This is a genomic window from Rhizobacter fulvus, from assembly GCF_964020785.1.
The window spans coordinates 4,132,451-4,149,126 of sequence record NZ_OZ224516.1 but is presented as its reverse complement, the minus strand read 5'-3'; the positions used below and the strand labels follow the sequence as shown (position 1 = coordinate 4,149,126).

The 16,676-nt window shown below is 65.4% G+C and carries 20 protein-coding genes and 1 other RNA gene; 4 read left to right on the top strand and 17 right to left on the bottom strand.

The genetic code is table 11. From position 1 onward, the window contains the following. Positions 1-27: 27 nt before the first annotated feature. The 17 genes from ACWH49_RS19775 to ompA form a co-directional block, all read right to left on the bottom strand. On the bottom strand, positions 28-471 hold the full coding sequence (locus ACWH49_RS19775; RefSeq protein WP_448173019.1) for a thermonuclease family protein: 444 nt from the start codon (positions 469-471) through the stop codon (positions 28-30). 46 nt (positions 472-517) lie between these two features. Continuing rightward, the gene (locus ACWH49_RS19770) at positions 518-736 is read right to left on the bottom strand and encodes a hypothetical protein (RefSeq protein WP_448173018.1); all 219 of its coding nucleotides are present in this window, start codon (positions 734-736) and stop codon (positions 518-520) included. Position 737: 1 nt separating this feature from the next. After that, the gene (locus tag ACWH49_RS19765; RefSeq protein ID WP_448173017.1) at positions 738-920 is read right to left on the bottom strand and encodes a hypothetical protein; all 183 of its coding nucleotides are present in this window, start codon (positions 918-920) and stop codon (positions 738-740) included. Then, positions 917-1,528, bottom strand: coding sequence for a hypothetical protein (locus tag ACWH49_RS19760; RefSeq protein ID WP_448173016.1), 612 nt, complete (start codon positions 1,526-1,528; stop codon positions 917-919). The genes ACWH49_RS19765 and ACWH49_RS19760 overlap by 4 nt, the downstream gene beginning before the upstream one ends. Beyond that, complete coding sequence (locus tag ACWH49_RS19755) at positions 1,525-2,118, bottom strand: hypothetical protein (protein ID WP_448173015.1); 594 nt, start codon at positions 2,116-2,118, stop codon at positions 1,525-1,527. Before ACWH49_RS19755 ends, ACWH49_RS19760 begins: the two co-directional genes overlap by 4 nt. 2 nt (positions 2,119-2,120) lie before the next feature. Next, positions 2,121-2,555 (bottom strand): hypothetical protein, encoded by a 435-nt coding sequence (locus ACWH49_RS19750; RefSeq protein ID WP_448173014.1) that lies wholly within the window; start codon positions 2,553-2,555, stop codon positions 2,121-2,123. Then, the gene (locus ACWH49_RS19745) at positions 2,552-2,782 is read right to left on the bottom strand and encodes a hypothetical protein (RefSeq protein WP_448173013.1); all 231 of its coding nucleotides are present in this window, start codon (positions 2,780-2,782) and stop codon (positions 2,552-2,554) included. Before ACWH49_RS19745 ends, ACWH49_RS19750 begins: the two co-directional genes overlap by 4 nt. A 340-nt stretch (positions 2,783-3,122) precedes the next feature. Continuing rightward, positions 3,123-3,380: a hypothetical protein gene (locus tag ACWH49_RS19740; RefSeq protein ID WP_448173012.1), complete on the bottom strand. Its 258-nt coding sequence runs from the start codon at positions 3,378-3,380 to the stop codon at positions 3,123-3,125. A 243-nt stretch (positions 3,381-3,623) separates the two neighbouring features. Then, entirely contained in the window at positions 3,624-6,041 is a 2,418-nt protein-coding gene (locus tag ACWH49_RS19735) for a phage/plasmid primase, P4 family (RefSeq protein WP_448173011.1), read from the bottom strand. Beyond that, a complete protein-coding gene (locus ACWH49_RS19730; RefSeq protein ID WP_448173010.1) occupies positions 6,038-6,385 on the bottom strand; it encodes a hypothetical protein in 348 nt (115 codons plus the stop codon). The genes ACWH49_RS19735 and ACWH49_RS19730 overlap by 4 nt, the downstream gene beginning before the upstream one ends. Positions 6,386-6,439: 54 nt before the next feature. Continuing rightward, positions 6,440-6,721, bottom strand: coding sequence for a hypothetical protein (locus ACWH49_RS19725; RefSeq protein WP_448173009.1), 282 nt, complete (start codon positions 6,719-6,721; stop codon positions 6,440-6,442). After that, entirely contained in the window at positions 6,718-6,933 is a 216-nt protein-coding gene (locus ACWH49_RS19720) for a helix-turn-helix transcriptional regulator (RefSeq protein WP_448173008.1), read from the bottom strand. Before ACWH49_RS19720 ends, ACWH49_RS19725 begins: the two co-directional genes overlap by 4 nt. A gap of 107 nt (positions 6,934-7,040) precedes the next feature. Then, complete coding sequence (locus tag ACWH49_RS19715) at positions 7,041-8,318, bottom strand: tyrosine-type recombinase/integrase (protein WP_448173007.1); 1,278 nt, start codon at positions 8,316-8,318, stop codon at positions 7,041-7,043. 172 nt (positions 8,319-8,490) lie between these two features. Beyond that, positions 8,491-8,861: a transfer-messenger RNA gene (ssrA, locus tag ACWH49_RS19710) on the bottom strand. 12 nt (positions 8,862-8,873) lie between these two features. Next, positions 8,874-9,542, bottom strand: coding sequence for a phosphoglycolate phosphatase (gph, locus tag ACWH49_RS19705; RefSeq protein WP_448173006.1), 669 nt, complete (start codon positions 9,540-9,542; stop codon positions 8,874-8,876). Next, positions 9,539-10,240, bottom strand: coding sequence for a bifunctional 2-polyprenyl-6-hydroxyphenol methylase/3-demethylubiquinol 3-O-methyltransferase UbiG (ubiG, locus tag ACWH49_RS19700; protein WP_448173005.1), 702 nt, complete (start codon positions 10,238-10,240; stop codon positions 9,539-9,541). The genes gph and ubiG overlap by 4 nt, the downstream gene beginning before the upstream one ends. 89 nt (positions 10,241-10,329) lie before the next feature. Next, positions 10,330-10,989: an outer membrane protein OmpA gene (gene ompA, locus ACWH49_RS19695; protein WP_056467995.1), complete on the bottom strand. Its 660-nt coding sequence runs from the start codon at positions 10,987-10,989 to the stop codon at positions 10,330-10,332. Positions 10,990-11,271: 282 nt separating this feature from the next. Between ompA and gyrA the strand changes: the two genes are divergently transcribed. The 4 genes from gyrA (at position 11,272) to ACWH49_RS19675 (ending at position 16,645) form a co-directional block, all read left to right on the top strand. Then, on the top strand, positions 11,272-13,938 hold the full coding sequence (gyrA, locus tag ACWH49_RS19690; RefSeq protein WP_056467993.1) for a DNA gyrase subunit A: 2,667 nt from the start codon (positions 11,272-11,274) through the stop codon (positions 13,936-13,938). After that, entirely contained in the window at positions 13,938-14,549 is a 612-nt protein-coding gene (locus tag ACWH49_RS19685) for a hypothetical protein (RefSeq protein ID WP_448173004.1), read from the top strand. Before gyrA ends, ACWH49_RS19685 begins: the two co-directional genes overlap by 1 nt. Positions 14,550-14,634: 85 nt before the next feature. After that, on the top strand, positions 14,635-15,747 hold the full coding sequence (gene pheA, locus ACWH49_RS19680; RefSeq protein WP_448173003.1) for a prephenate dehydratase: 1,113 nt from the start codon (positions 14,635-14,637) through the stop codon (positions 15,745-15,747). Between the two features lie 13 nt (positions 15,748-15,760). Further along, complete coding sequence (locus tag ACWH49_RS19675) at positions 15,761-16,645, top strand: prephenate dehydrogenase (protein WP_448173002.1); 885 nt, start codon at positions 15,761-15,763, stop codon at positions 16,643-16,645. Positions 16,646-16,676 lie beyond the last annotated feature (31 nt).

Here is a 16,676-nt window from a genome sequence, read left to right as displayed (position 1 = left end):
AGGCAGAAGCGGCGTCCCGTGTGTGTACTACCGCGCGTTGCGATTGTGGCGATCTGCTCGCCATTCCCAAGGCGGAGTTGCGGTCTCGTCGCTCCAAAGGCCAACACGTTCGCGGTTAGCCAGTAGTTCCATCGCTCGAATTTGTGGGTCAGTCAGGTAGCGTGTGTAAGCCCACGCCATTCCGGATCGAACCATCGCGGCACTCGCGTCGGTGCCAGCGCAAAACACACGAGCAACGGTGCGTCCGTAGCGGTCCCGGGTCGTAGGTCGAACTTCGGCTCTTGCTTGAAAGCAAAGTTCTGACAGGTGCCGTTTGCTGCGCTGGCCGAAGGCCTGCGACTTCTCTGGCGCGTCTATCTCTGCGAGTCGAACAGTAATATTCTTCTGGCCTTCGTCGCCTGCGCATCGCACCTTGATCGTGTCGCCGTCGGAAATCCCGACGACTGTGCATAGAAGGATGGCGGAAATCATCTCGAGAGTCTGCCAGACGTAGCTCTCGACTAAATAGCGAAAGTAGTTACTCCCGGATCAGCGGTTTCGAATGCAGTGCTTGGGGACTGCCATCTACCTTTGATGTAGCGATTTCGGGGGTGATCGCATCGCGCTGAGGCTCGTACTCGTCCGCGGGTTCGTCGCGCGACGCTTCTGCCCATGCGCGCATAGCGCGCGTCAGTTCAGCGAACGGCGCGCGACGCGTCCGGCGCAACTGTCGGTCGGCGTCGTAGTCGGCGCGCATCTCAGACGACGCGAAAGCGCTCGGTACGTGTCGACGAGTGCTGAGTGCGCCAGGTAGCGAACAGCGCGGCGAGCGCACTGCCGGCGGGCAGCGGCACGCCGCCCTGGGTCGGCTGGAAGGCGTGTCCGTTCGCAGCGGCCCACGCCTGGAAGCGCTGCATGTCAGATTCGCGCGCCGGCGTCATACCGATCTCTCCAGCTGAGTTACCTTCGTGATCAGGCCCTGACGATCTCGGACGATGTCGCTCGTCGTTTCTCGCGGGGGCAAGTGGATGCTGATCGGCGGGAGTTCAGCCGCTGCTGTGTCTTCAGCGGCTGCGGATTCGCGCGTCAGCGACATTTCCTTTAACGCCTCGTCAAGCGTCTTCCCCATCGCCGCTGCAAGCCAGTGGGCCTGCGTCATGGAGGAACCACGGATCTCAAATCGTTGAATTCCTGCGCTCGTGACGCTAAGGCCCATGTCAACGGCGCGACGGACCACGCTGCTGTACTTGCCCCCGTGAACGAACGCGGATCGCAAAGACGGCCGAGGCGCTGCGACCTTGAATCCCACGGTGAGGTTCGCGGGGCGCGCTTCCACCGCACAGGCGACATCAGTCTGTTTGAAATACTCGATCCATTCGCAGACGCTCGAAAACTTCCTGTCGTCACCAGAGAGGCGGTACGCGCCTTCAGCGATGCGCTCGGCTTGCATGCCGACATCGATGGTGAAGGCCAGTGCCTCGTCGAGGCTGTCCCCTTCCGGGCCTGACAGCAGGTAGCGCTTTGCCGAGCTTTGATAGGTGAAGGTCATTCGTCGCTGTCCTTCCGCTGCATATACGTCGAGTGCGCGACGCGCGGCAGCCGCGGTTCACCGGGCCGCTGGGCGGTTTGCACAAGTCCGTTTGACGGCAACAGCGAGCGCGACATGTCGTCAGCGTCGATCGCGTCGGGATCGGTGATCGCGAGCACGATTGCAGGGTTCGCGTCGCCGCGGCGTTGCACCGGTGTGCCCAGCTCCTCGAGACGCACGATTTCCGCCTCTTCGGCCACTTCCAACGCGTGCCGCTGTGCGTAGATCGCCTCGAGCCGCTCGGCCTTGTCCTTCGCGCTCAGACCGTCGGGCACTTCGCTCAGGTGCTTGCACGCGGCCTTCGTCAACGCCGCGGGGCCGACCAGGGCGGCGAGCATGGAGACGGTTAGCGTCCCACCCAGCACGGTGTTCAGTTCGTCGGCCACAACTGCGTAGCGCAAACGTGCGTCGCCCTGTGACGCAGCGTACTCAAAGAACGCGGCAATGCCACGCTGGCGTTCCACGCGTAGCTGCGGTGAGGCTTCGATCTGCGCAGCTTCGGCGTTCAGCGCCGCGATGCACGCGCGCATTTCGGTGATGGTGGCGGTCATGGTCACAGTCCTTGCTGCAGTTGGACGTATTTGTCGCAAGCAGCGATCAGTGCGGTAAGAGGCGCGAGCTCGGCGTTGAGCATGTCCACTTGTTCCTGCACGCACTTGCATCGGTCCTTGAGTGCCAGGCAGCGACGAACTGCCGCGACATCCACGCGACCATCAGCTTGGTCGTGCGCGGACCACGTGAGTAGGTCGGCCATATCGTTGGAGGTCCACAACTGCCGGCCAACAGCGTTCATTCCGAGGTGCACGGCTTGTGCCTCGGCGTCGCGGTCTTCGCGTAGTTCCCGCAGCAGCTGCAACGCGCCATTCATGCCCGCGCGCTTGAGATCGGCGTCGGCACGCAGACGCGCATGTTTCGCCCAGTCGATGCCGCCGACAGGGCGCGCGGGCGGTGCGAACCTGGCGTCTGGGGTGCGTACTGAGCCGCTCATGGCGCGAGCCCCTTGCCGATCGATGCGAGGTACGTGAGTACGTCGCCCGAGTGCACCATCGGGTGACGACGCTCGGTGAAGAACTCGACGCGGACAGGGATTCGGCCGGCCTCGCAGTCCGCGACGAACGCGCGCGGGCTCAGGCCGATGTGCGACGCGACCGACGCAGGGCGCCAGTACAGCTTTCGGCCTGGTGCGGCCTCGGTTCCAAGATCGATGGGTGACATAGGGCGTGAACTCCTGTTGCTTTGCTTCTCGGGTTTCTCACCCGCCAGCAAAGTCTCGGCAGTCACGCATTACTTGTCACGCGGCGCGATTTCGGTCTTCCCGGTCGGGCCCAATCGTGGAGTTCTTAGAAACCAAATCCTGAAGTCGTTTGACGGGGGTGCCTCTTCGTCCCCGCGTGGCTGTGGACCATCGAGGGGCCCCCCGGTTCTCGCTGGGAAGCCGCGCGACGATGGCGCTGCGGCTGGATTGCAGCCCCGTGGCGCGACGATCAGCGCGCGGTCGAGGCCTTGAGGCTGGAGTGCACGCGCGTGGCTCGTAGCGCGTGCAGCGGCGGAGCGGTCAGCGGTCGAGCTCGGCTGCCAGCCACGTGGCGCTGCGCTCGGTCAGGCCGCGCCAAGGGATGACGTCGTCAGGGTCGGCCGGTGTGGACATGGCGCGGGAGATGTACGGCTCACCGAAGTCCGCGTACACAGGCATGCTCCAGCGCTCGCCATCCCAGTACCGGCGGATGTCTGGGTCACGGTCCATGCTCGCGTTAAACCAACCGATACGGGCAGGCTTGATGGTGGCGGCGGTCCAGGGCGTCATCTCGATCATGGTGCGGTTCCTCAGGTCAGCGGCGACAGTGCCGGCAGCGCTAATTTCACGCATCCCGGCAGCGCTCGCCACGTCGGATTTACCGATGGCGCAAGCCGGTGCTACGATGCCTGATCGTTCATAGCTAAGTGAATTTCGTTAGAACGAAATTAGCCGCACAGTTCGGCCATACTGGCGGGCCTCAGTGGTCCTCGGACATTTCCATCTTGAAAAACTTGGTGGAATGAAGTCCGTGGGGGATTACTAGAGCTTCACACCCCCCGTGACTGCCGGGCTGTTCGCAATGGGGTGGGATGCGGACCAGTTGGGACCGCGCAGCCCGATCCCTTGATAGACGCGCTGGCGTGCGCCATCGACCCTCGGTCTGCTCTGCGTGATGCCGGGGAACGCAGCGCGGAGATCGCGCCCCAGTGTCTGCAGAGTTCCCGGGTGCTGCATGCCCTGCCGCGCGCACCAAGTCGTCCACGCCAGATAGAGCGCGCCGGTCTCGATCTCAGCGGTTGCGCCGGTAACGCACTCGTCGCGTACGAACGCAGCGATAGGCGAGCCCAGGTCTGCCAGTTCCTGTGCGGTCCCGGCCGACGACTTCGGCTCGATGAAGTGGCCGCGAGCGTTGAATCGATGCCAGCCGTCGACAGCCCAGGCCAGGATGCCGGGCAGTTCCTGCAGCAGTTTCGCGGTCAGGCCCGGGTCTTCGCGACCGAGAAACGATTCGGCCATTGTCAGGATCACGAACCGCGACGCCATAGCCCCCGATGCGTCGGCGATGCGTGGCAATTCATTAGTGAGCAACACGAACCGCACGCCCATGCGCATCGACAGTGAACTCGTGTTCTTTCGGGCGACGTCAACGCGATCTTCGCCGCTGACCCGCAGCATAGTCTCTGCTACGCGCTTGGCATCGGTCTGGCCGCCTAGGCGTGCGTCGGACACGATCGCGACCTGCTTTCCGATGAGAGGCTGCAGGCCGAAGTCGTTCGCCAGACTTGCCAGCGACGGCCCGGCCACATTGGCCGCGCCCAACATCTCAGTCAGCACGCGCGCGATGGTTCCTTTTCCGGACCGCTTGGGGCCGATGATCAGGAAAATTTTCTGTTGCGATGTGTCGGGGGTCAGCAGGTACCCGAACACCTCTTGCAGCGCCCCGATCGCCTCGGGATCGTTCGGCCACACGGTTTGCAGGAACTGCAGCCAGGCGACCGGCGCAGCGGCCTGCGGCTCATATGCGAACGGGACCGCGTTAAACGCGAAGAATCGCGGCGTGGCCGGCAGCATGGTGCGCGTCTTCAGGTGCAGCAGGCCATTCGCACACGGTAGCAGTTCACTCGCAGGCGCGAGAGGCTCGCCACCGATCCAGTCTGGCGGCGCGTGGTGCGAGTCGAGATGCGCGGCGGCCTTCAACGCGTCCAGCAGATTCGACACCTTCGATTGCGTCGGCCTGTAGTGCGTCTCGCCCTCACGGTCAAGAAAATCGTAGAGCTCGGCCCGAACGTCGGTGGCCGTATCCATCTCGATCCAGCGCGCGGCGTCCCAGCGATAGAACGTGTTTTGCCACGCCTTCAGCGTCGCGCCATCCGCATGCGTGAAACGTCGTTGGATCAGCGCCCGCGCGCCGTTGTAGGGGTCGTCAGGGTTTAGCTCGTAGCGGCGCGGCCGCAGATGCGGAGGCGTCGCGCTAGCACCCGCCGGCAGTTCTTTGGAACCCGAGAAGATCGCGGCCAGATCGTGCGCACCGCGACTGCGCGGGTTCACCCATCCGTAGCCCTTCGCCTTCGTGAAGATAGCCCGATAGTCCGACCGCTTGCCGTCGAACGTCTCCCATCGAAACACGCTCGCGTCATCGAACTTGCCACTTTTAGAGATCGCCTGAAACCAGAGTGCGAAACCCGCATCGCCGAGCCCGCGCAGGTTTTGCCCAGTGCTTATGAACTCTTCGTATGCGTCCATCGGGATCAGTTCAAGGGCTGACCGCAAATCGCCGAGCAGCTGCGTACGTTGCGCTGCATCCATCACGTCTAGGTCGACCGGATGAGCGGGCACAGCCTCGCGAGGTGGTCGCATCGTCAGCGCTGGCAGGGCGAGGCCGCTTGTGATCTCTTCCATGGTGTAGCGCGCCTCAGGTCGCCACTCGACTAAACGACACGGATGCGCGGGGGTGTGCTTTCCGTTCACGCCGAAGGGGAGTCGGCAATAACGCGCAGCCGGTCCCTTCGCGTTGCGGTCGCATAGTCCGGCGGCGATCAGCGCATCCTGCAGCGCCGCCACGCGACCGAGATCAGTGACCGGCTCGGCGAACAGGTACAGCGCCTGATAGTTGCCCGCGCTCGTTTCGATCAGCACCGACGGGGGCAGCGGGTCCAGACGGGCGCGCGGCGCGGCCTTCGTGCCGATGTCGTCAGCGAGTACGCCATAGATCGCCGAACATTGGTCGATCGTGCGACGCCACGCACCGCCCGCGTCTGGCCGGTGAACAGCGAGCGTGAAGTACCAATTCAGCGCCGGACCATCGCACGCCGCGCCGGGGGACCAGGGCCAGCCGCCCCAGATGCCCGTGGCCGGAGGGCCGGCAAACGCGCAGACGGTCGGTCGTTCGTCGGGTGCGAGCGATCCGAAGATCGCAGCGAGAAACTCTGCGTTGCTTGCGGGGGCGCGCACGGTCATGCACCCCCGAACATCGTGGCGGCCGACCCGGGCGGCAACCTAAGCGCAGCGTCGAACTCATGCGGCAGCGTCGGCACGTCGCACCCGAGTTGGGCGTACACCCGTTGCAGTTCGCTCAGCGGGATGCCAGCGCCGGCCGCCATCTCGATCTGTCGCCGGAACTTGGGCGACAGGTGAGCACGCGCGCTGCATGCGTGGCAAACGAACGCGTACCAGCCGCGCGGCTTGCGCTTGCTACGCAGCGTCGAGCATCCGGTGCGGGCGGTCAGTGCGCCGCAGCCGGCGCAGGCGAATCGCGAATAGGCGCCGGCTTGCGCGCCGGCCCCTTGGGCTTGATAATCCATGTGCAAATTCCTTTTTTGACGCCTCAGCCGCTGAACACGGTTTGAGGCGTTTCTTTATTTGGGTTGGGCGTCGCGCCAGCGCAGGACGGCCTCGAGCGGCCAGGCGTTACCGAACGGACCGACGACGGGCGCAGGGAAGTCACCTGAGTCGACAAGGGCCCACAGGGCCGGTGCGCCCATATCGATCAGTCCGACGCGTCCGGGTCGCGGCCGCATGGGATGTCGCCGGCGCATCGCGTTCTGGGCGGCCTGCTCGCGGGTCACCGGCTTAACGCCGATCAACTCGTGAATGCCGATGTGGCCGGTCGGGAGTTCGGGGCGGTGCATGGCGCTCATGCAGCCACCTGAGATTCCGCGATGCGCTGGTTGATCCAACCGTCGACATGACTCTCGGGCCATGCACGGCAGCCCCGCGTGAGCGCCAAACCTTTGGGGAATGTGCCGGCTTTCATGCCGGCGTAGATGCTGGACTTCTTTAGACCGGTCTTGTGCTCGACTTCGGGCAGTCGGACCAGCCGGTCGGAACGTTGAGTGGAGACTGTATGCACTTCTGCGCACCTCTAGGAGTTAGGGTGCACGCAGTCTCGGTATTCAGCGAATCTCTGTCACGCTGCTCGATTTCGTACATATAAATCCAGCACGCATGGCTCGTCTGTCACGCTGCGACTTCGCCCGCCGCACGTAGCTTGTCCAGATAGTCGGCCCACGTCTGCATCATCGCGCGGCGCTGTTCGACGAACTCGGTGCGGTTGTACGCGCGCCCTAGCCCGTCTCGGACCGAGTGTGCGAGTTGCGCTTCGATCACCGACTGATCGACGCCCAAGCGCTCGGCCAGCATCGTCCGGGCCATCGCGCGAAATCCGTGGCCCGTCATCTCATCCTTGGGAAACCCCATGCGACGCAGCGCCGACAGCACCGCGTTATCGCTCATCGGGCGATCGTCGCTGCGAGGGCTTGGGAACACATAACGGCCGTGCCCAGTCAACGGGTGCAGATCGCGCAGCGCCGCGACGGCCTGAGAGGCGAGCGGGACCACATGCGCCGATCCGCTGACCTTTCCCTGCACGGTTCGCTTCATCCGCTCGCTGGGGATCGTCCAAAGTCCGGCGTCGAGATCGAACTCTGACCACTCGGCCTTGCGCAGTTCGCCGGGACGTTGAAACACCAGCGGCGCCACTTGCAAAGCGGTACGCGTGATCGGCATTCCGCGGTATCCGTCAATGGCGCGCAACAGTTCGCCGACGCGCTGGGGGTCGGTGATGGCTGGGTGATGTGTGACGACCACGGGGGCCAGTGCATCGCTCAGTGCGATGGTGGGGTCGCTCTCGCACGCGCCGGTGGCGATACCGTAGCGGAAGACCTGACCACATGCCTGCTTGATCCGGTGCGCGGTCTCGCCGGCGCCGCGAGCCTCGACGCGCCGCAGACACGCCAACATCGCGGGCGCCTTGATGGTGGCGATCTTGTCGCGACCGAGCCAGGGGAAGACGTCCTGCTCGAGACGAATCCGAGTCCGATCTGCGTGGCCTGCGCTGACTTTGGCGGCGTGCACGGTGCTCAGCCACTCACGTGCGACCGCCTCAAACGAGTCGACGGGTGGCAGGCCCGCATCCGCGAGTCGTTGCGCGTGTCGCCCTGCGGATGCCGCGGCCTTGGCGGCCTTGCGCGCGTCGCTGGGGTCAATGCCTTGGCTCACCAGTTTGCGCGCGTCCTCGGCCTTCCTACGCGCTACGGACAGCCCGGTGTCTGGGTACGTTCCCAGGCTAAGGTTCTTTCGGACGCCACCAACCGTGTAGTCCAGGCGCCACCCGTGCGAACCGCCCTTCACGAACAGCCGCAGATAGAGTCCGTCGCCGTCGCTCAAGCGTCCTCGCGGATCGCCCGGCTTGATGCTGCGGATAGTCACGTCGCCGGGTATCAGGTCGCGAGCCATGCAGGAACTTTCGGGGATGCGGTGCCCCGATTATGCGGTTCCTGCCGAAGTTCCTGCGCCGATTGCTGGGTGCCGACGGACGGGCGCGGAACTGTGCGGACAAGAAAAAAGCCCTAAGTCGTTGATTACTCAGGGCTTTTCGTACTCTTACGCACTTCCGCGGAAGTCAATCTGGTGGAGCTGGGGGGAATCGAACCCCCGTCCGAAAACCATCGCCGGGCAGATCTACACGCTTAGCTGGCTGATTTGGTTTTAGATCGGCGGGTCGCGCAGCAGCACGCTACCCACTTTTCGATTCACTAGATTTGATCCTGTGAAGAGTGACCCAACTCAGGACGAGCCAATGTGTATGACTTCGCAGCCTTCAGGTTACCCCTCAGACCCAGCCCATCGGCCAACTGTTGCGAAGCTCACCGGTTTTAAGCGGCGAGGGCGTACGAAGAGTCGTTCGCAGTTACTTTGTTTCCAGTGGATTTACGAGCGAACTGGTGCTCGGCGTGCACTGTTCCGACTCCGTACCTTCGTCGAAGCCAGGTCAGCCCCAGACCGGGTAGTTTAGGTCATCCCGAGCAAACACAAGAGCTCGTCGGCGCTGCGGGCCAAATGATCGGCACCCCAGGCCTCGATGGCCTCGCCCTCGCCCAGGTAGCCCCAGTGGACCGCGATCGTCCGCATGCCGGCGGCGCGCCCGGCCTGCACGTCGCGCAGGTCGTCGCCAACGTAGACGCACTCGGCCGCGGACAGGTCGAGCCGACGGGCAGCTTCGAGCAGCGGTGCGGGGTGGGGCTTGGCGTGCGGCGTGGTGTCGCCGCACACCAGCGTGGCGGCGGGCGGCAGCAGGCCGAGCGCGCGCACCAGCGGGTCGCTGAAGCGCGTCGCCTTGTTGGTCACGATCGCCCACGGCAGCGCGTGCCTGGCCAGCGCGTCCAGCACCGGCTGCATCTCCGGGAACAGGCGCGTCTCCTGCGTCATGCGGGCTTCGTAGCGCTGCAGGAACTCGTCGCGCAGCGCACCGAAGGTTTCGTGGTCCGGGCCGATGTCGAAGGCGCGGCTCAGCATGCCGCGCGCGCCCGAGCCGACCATCGGGCGGAAGTGCGCAAGCGGACGCGGCGCGAGGCCGCGCGCGACGCGCATGTCGTTGCCGGCACCGGCCAGGTCGGGCGCACTGTCGATCAATGTGCCGTCCAGATCGAACAGCACCGCGCGGCAGTTCGGGCCGCTCATGCGGGCTTCCGGCATGCGATCAGGTAGTTGACGCTGGTGTCGCCGGACAACCCATAGCGCTTGGTCAGCGGGTTGTATTCCATGCCGCGCGTGTCGGCCATCTCCAGCCCGGCATTGCGGCACCACTGCGCCAGCTCGCTCGGGCGGATGAAGCGCGCGTATTCGTGCGTGCCCTTGGGCAGCAACTGCAGCACATGCTCGGCGCCGACGATCGCGAACAGGAAGGCCTTGGCGTTGCGGTTGATGGTCGAGAAGAACACCCAGCCGCCCGGTTTGACCAGCGTGCTGCAGGCTTGAACGATCGACGACGGATCGGGCACGTGCTCGAGCATCTCCATGCACGTGACGGTATCGAAACTCGCCGGCACGTCGGCCGCCAGCGCCTCGGCGGCAATCTCACGGTACTCGATGTGGTCGGTGCCGGCCTCGAGCGCGTGCAACTGCGCGACCTTCAGCGGCTTGGCGGCGAGGTCGATCCCGAGCACGTTGGCACCGCGGCGCGCCATCGAATCAGCCAGGATGCCGCCGCCGCAGCCGATGTCGAGCACGCGCCTGCCCTTCAATGGGGCGTGGCGGTCGATCCAGTCGAGCCGCAACGGATTGATCTGGTGCAGTGGGCGGAACTCGCTTTCGGTGTCCCACCAGCGGTGGGCCAGCTCGCTGAATTTGGCGAGCTCTTGAGGATCGACGTTGGTCATGCGGAGGATGTTAGCGAAAGACGCGGCGGCAATAAAAAACCCCGCCGAGGCGGGGTTCCTGATCAGCGGGCCGCGTGGGCCCGGGCTGATTACTTCGTGCTGCGGGTGCCCACGACTTCGATTTCCACGCGACGGTTCTTCGCGCGGCCTTCGGCGGTCTTGTTGTCGGCGACCGGCTGCTTCTCGCCCTTGCCTTCGGTGTAGACGCGGTTCTTTTCGACACCCTTCGACACCAGGTACGACTTGACGGCTTCCGAGCGGCGGACCGACAGCTTCTGGTTGTAGGCATCGGAGCCGACCGAGTCGGTGTGGCCGACAGCGATGATGACTTCGAGATTGATGCCGCCCATCTTGCTGACCAGATCGTCCAGCTTGGCCTTGCCTTCCGGCTTCAGGACCGACTTGTCGAAGTCGAAGAACGCATCAGCGGCGAAGGTAACCTTCTCCGAGGTCGCGACCGGGGCGACAGGTGCCGGGGCCGGAGCAGGCTTCGGTGCCGGGGCAGCGACCGGGGCCGGTGCGGGGGCAGGTGCCGGCGCCGGCGGCTTCAGCGCGCCGTCGCACTCGGCGATTGCCGTGGCCGGAGTCCAGTAGCCATCACGCCAGCACAGCTCATTCGTGCCGTTCTTCCAGGGAAGGTTGCCGCTGCCGTTGACCCAGTTGTCAACCGTCTGCGCAAACGCGCCAGACATGGAAGTTGCGAGGGCAGCGGTTGCAAAGAGCGACGCCACCTTGTTCAGTTTCTTCATGATTCTCCTCTCGAGGGAAGGCGCAGTAGTGTTCTGCAAAACGTCCGAACCGGAATCGGAAAGTACTGGTAAACCCCCGTGCGTTGAACACGTACCCGGGCGCTGACCACCGACCGAGTTATTGTGCCATAGGGCTTTCGCGCAACCTGTTTTTGGCCCCGCGCTACGCGCTCTGGCCCGTTGATGTTGCATCAGCGCTACAAGGAACGGCAATTACAATGATGGGCTGCACTGCGCGCTTGTTCAAGCGCGTGTCACCCTCGGCATTCAAGAAAACAACGCATGACCCAGTTCGCCAAGGAAACCCTGCCGATCAGCCTCGAAGAGGAAATGCGGCGGTCGTACCTCGATTACGCGATGAGCGTGATCGTCGGCCGAGCGCTGCCGGATGCGCGCGACGGCCTCAAACCGGTGCATCGACGTGCCCTGTTTGCGATGCACGAGCTGAACAACGACTGGAACCGGCCGTACAAGAAGTCCGCCCGCATCGTCGGCGACGTGATCGGTAAATACCACCCGCACGGCGACCAGTCGGTCTACGACACGATCGTGCGGATGGCGCAGGACTTCTCGATGCGCCACATGCTGGTCGACGGCCAGGGCAATTTCGGCTCGGTCGACGGCGACAACGCCGCGGCGATGCGTTACACCGAAATCCGCCTGGCGAAGATCGCGCACGAGCTACTGGCCGACCTGGACAAGGAGACGGTCGACTTCGGGCCGAACTACGACGGTTCCGAAAAAGAACCGTTGGTGATGCCAACCCGCCTGCCGAACCTGCTGGTCAACGGCTCCGGCGGCATCGCGGTGGGCATGGCGACGAACATCCCGCCGCACAACCTGAACGAGGTCGTCGACGCCTGCCACCACCTGCTGAAGAATCCCGGCGCTACGATCGACGAGCTGATGGAGATCATCCCGGCGCCGGATTTCCCGACCGCCGGGATCATCTACGGCCTGTCGGGCGTGCGCGACGGCTACCGCACCGGGCGTGGGCGCGTGATCATGCGCGCGAAGTGCCACTTCGAGGACATCGACAAGGGCCAGCGGCAGTCGATCATCGTCGACGAGATCCCTTATCAGGTGAACAAGAAGAACCTGCTCGAGCGCATCGCCGAGCTGGTGCACGAGAAGAAGCTGGAAGGCATCAGCCACATCCAGGACGAGTCCGACAAGTCGGGCATGCGCGTCGTGATCGAGCTCAAGCGCGGCGAAGTGCCCGAGGTCGTGCTGAACAACCTGTACAAGCAGACCCAGCTGCAGGACACGTTCGGCATGAACATGGTCGCGCTGATCGACGGCCAGCCGAAGCTGTGCAACCTGAAGGACCTGATCGAGGTCTTCCTCGAGCATCGTCGCGAGGTCGTGACCCGCCGCACCGTGTTCGAGCTGCGCAAGGCGCGCGAGCGTGGCCACGTGCTCGAAGGCCTGGCGGTGGCGCTGGCCAACATCGACGAGTTCATCGAGACGATCAAGCAGTCGCCGACGCCGCCGGTCGCGAAGGCCGCGCTGATGAGCAAGAGCTGGGATTCGTCGATGGTGCGCGAGATGCTCTCGCGCGTCGCCGGCGACAACCCGGGCGGCCTGCAGGCCTATCGACCGGAAGGGTTGCCGAAGGAATACGGCATCCAGCCGGACGGCCTGTACCGCCTCTCCGACGACCAGGCCAGCGAGATCCTGCAGATGCGCCTGCAGCGCCTGACGGGCCTCGAGCAGGACAAGATCATCGGTGAGTACAAGGACGTGATGGCGCAGATCACCGATCTGCTCGACATCCTGGCCACGCCGGCGCGCGTCACCGCGATCATTTCGGACGAGCTTGCCAGCATCAAGCAGGAGTTCGGCCAGACCAAGGTGGGTGCGCGCCGCAGCACGATCGAGCACAACGCGATGGACCTCGGCACCGAGGACCTGATCACGCCGACCGACATGGTCGTGACGCTGTCGCACACCGGCTACATCAAGAGCCAGGCGCTGTCCGAGTACCGCGCGCAAAAGCGCGGCGGCCGCGGCAAGCAGGCCACGCAGACCAAGGAAGACGACTGGATCGACCAGCTCTTCATCGCCAACACGCACGACTACATCCTGTGCTTCACCAACAAGGGCCGGGTCTACTGGATCAAGGTCTGGGAAGTGCCGCAGGGCTCGCGCAATTCGCGCGGCCGACCGATCGTCAACATGTTCCCGCTGCAGCCCGGCGAGAAGGTCAACGTGGTGCTGCCGCTGACCGACGGCTTCCGCAGCTTCCCGGCCGACCACTACGTGTTCATGGCGACCGCGCAGGGCGTGGTGAAGAAGACCTCGCTCGATGAATTCAGCAATCCGCGCAAGGCCGGCATCATCGCGGTCGACCTCGACGAGGGCGATTTCCTCATCGGCGCCGCGCTCACCGACGGCAAGCACGACGTGATGCTGTTCAGCGACGGCGGCAAGGCCGTGCGCTTCGACGAAAACGACGTGCGACCGATGGGCCGCGGTGCGCGCGGCGTGCGCGGCATGGCGCTCGACGACGGCGTCAGCGTGATCGCGATGCTGGTCGCCGAGGACGAAACCCAGAGCGTGCTGACGGCCACCGAGAACGGCTACGGCAAGCGCACCTCGATCGTCGAGTACACGCGCCACGGCCGCGGCACCAAGGGCATGATCGCCATCCAGCAGAGCGAGCGCAACGGCAAGGTCGTCGCGGCCACGCTGGTGCGTGCGGACGACGAGATCATGCTGATCACCGACAAGGGCGTGCTCGTGCGCACCCGCGTCGCCGAGATCCGCGAGATGGGGCGCGCCACGCAAGGCGTGACGCTGATCGCCCTCGATCAGGGCGCTCAGTTGATCGGCCTGCAGCGCATCGTCGAGAATGACGCCAACGGCGACGGCACGACCGACCTCGCCGCCTCCCCCACCCCTGAACCCAACGGCAGCGCCGAGCCGCCCGCCGAGGAGAACTCCTGATGAAGAAGTTTGTCGTGACAGCGCTGCTCGCCAGCGCTGCGATCGCCCATGCACAGAACACCGCCGCGCCCGCGTCGTCGTCGCCGGCGAAGAAGGAACTGATCCAGAAGCTGATGGTGCTGCAGCAGCCCGGCATCGAGAACGTCGCCCGCGGGCTCGTCGAGCAACCTGCCGCGGCGATGATCCAGGCTGCCGGCCGCGCGCTTCAGCAGGTGCCTGCCGACAAGCGCGAAGCGATCGGCAAGTCGATCGAGGCCGACGTGAAGAAGTACGTCGAGGAGACCAACCCGATGGTGCGCGAGCGTGCCATCAAGCTCGCCCCGTCGACGATCGGCGCGGCGCTCGAAGACAAGCTGACCGAGGACGAGTTGAAGCAGCTGATCGCCTGGCTCGAGTCACCGGTGCGCAAGAAGTACGAGCAGATCGTTCCCGAGGTGCAGAAGAACTTCACCGAGAAGCTGGTCGCCGAGTCGCGTCCGTCGGTCGAGCCGAAGCTGCAGGCGCTCGAGGCCAAGGTCCGCGCATCGCTGGGCGTGCCGCCGGCTGCCGCGGCGTCGGGCGCCTCCGCACCGAAGGCCGCCACGCCAGCCAGGAAGCCTGCCTCCAAGTGATCGCTCGGCGCGGTGCGGCGTCGCCCGCACCGCGCTGACGACCCGTGTATGCGGCACCGCTGCATGCGAGAATTTCAAGCGTCCCATGGCTGAAACCGCCCCCTCCTCGCCCAACGAACCCGAGTTGCTCGCGCTGCGCGGTCGGATCGACAAGCTCGACCGCGACCTGCTCGCGCTGCTGAACCAGCGCGCATCGCTCGCGCTCGAGGTCGGCGAACTCAAGCGGCGCGAGGGCTCGGTGGCGTTCCGTCCCGAGCGCGAGGCCCAGGTGATCGACGGCCTGAAGACCGCGAACCCCGGGCCGCTGAAGAGCGACAGCGTCGCGCCGATCTGGCGCGAGATCATGTCGGCCTGCCGCGCGCTCGAAACGCCGACGCGCGTCGCCTATCTCGGCCCGGCCGGCACCTTCAGCGAGCTCGCCGCCCTCGGATTCTTCGGCTCGACAATCGTCAAGGTGCCGTGTTCGAACGTCGACGAGGTCTTCCACGTCACCAGCGCCGGCGCGGCCGACTTCGGCGTCGTGCCGGTCGAGAACTCGAGCGAGGGCGTGGTCACGCGCTCGCTCGACCTGTTCCTGACCACGCCGCTGTTCATCATCGGCGAGACCAGCCTGTACGTGCGCCACAACCTGCTGCGGCGCGAGAACTCGCTCGAGAACGTGACCGCGGTCTGCGCGCATCCGCAGGCACTCGCGCAGTGCCACGCCTGGCTCAGCCACCACCTGCCGCACGCCGAGCGCCGGCCGGTCGCGAGCAACGCCGAAGGCGCGCGCCTGGCCAGCCTCGACAGCTCGCTGGCCGGCATCGCCAGTACGCACGCCGCGACCGAGTTCGGCCTGCACGTCGTGGCCCCCGCGATCCAGGACGACGCGCACAACCGCACCCGCTTCGCGATCGTCGCGCACCCCCATCAGCATCCGCAGCCCAAGGCGTCGGGTCACGACTGCACGAGCATCGTGGTCTCGGTCGCGAACCGGCCCGGCGCGGTACACGACATGCTGGTGCCGCTGAAGAACCATGGCGTGTCGATGACGCGCTTCGAGTCGCGCCCGGCCCGCTCCGGTCAGTGGGAGTACTACTTCTACATCGACCTGCAGGGCCACCCCGACCAGCCGAAAGTGGCCGCCGCGCTGGCCGAACTGCGGGGCGTGTGCGCATTCTTCAAGCAGCTCGGCACCTACCCGATCGACGTGCACTGACGCCGCGGCCGCCATGTTCAATCAACTCGGTGTGATCGGATGCGGCCTGATGGGCGGCTCGTTCGCGCTCGCGCTGAAGCGCGCCGGGCTGGTCAAGCGCGTGGTGGGCTACAGCAAGTCGCCGTCGACGACCGAGAAGGCCAAGCGGCTCGGCATCATCGACACGATCGCCGAGTCGGCGCTGCTGGCGGTCTCCGGATCCGACATCGTGCTGATCGCGGTGCCGGTGGCCGCAACCGAGTCCACGTTCAAGGCGATCCGGCACCTGATCGAGCCGGGCGTGCTGATCATGGACGTCGGCTCGACCAAGCGCGACGTGGTCGACGCGGCGCGCCGCGTGCTGAAGGAGCACATCGTCTCGTTCGTGCCCGCGCACCCGATCGCCGGCAAGGAATCGGCCGGCATCGGCCACGCGGACGCCACGCTCTACAACGGCCGCCAGGTCATCCTGACGCCGCTGCCGCAGACCTCCCCCGAACTGCTGCAGCGCGCCACCGACTGCTGGGCCGCGATCGGCTCGCAAGTGCTGCGGATGACGCCGGAGAACCACGACGCGGCGTTTGCCGCCGTGAGCCACCTGCCCCACATGCTGGCCTACGCCTACTTCAACTCGGTCGCACGCCAGCCCGCGGGGCGCGACTACCTGTCGCTCGCCGGCCCGGGCTTTCGAGATTTCACGCGGATCGCGGCCAGCGATGTCGCGGTGTGGCGCGACATCCTGATGTCGAATCGCGAGGAAGTCCTGAAACAGACGGCGCGATTCCGCCATGCGCTCGACGCGATGGAGCACGCGATGAAATCGGGCAACCTCGAAGCGCTCGAGGACATGATCCGCGGCGCGTCCGAGGCGCGCAGCGGCTGGCAGATGAACGCTGCCAAGCCGAACTCCAACCGCTAACCTCCGTTCAGCCAAGCAGCTGGGCCGCCGC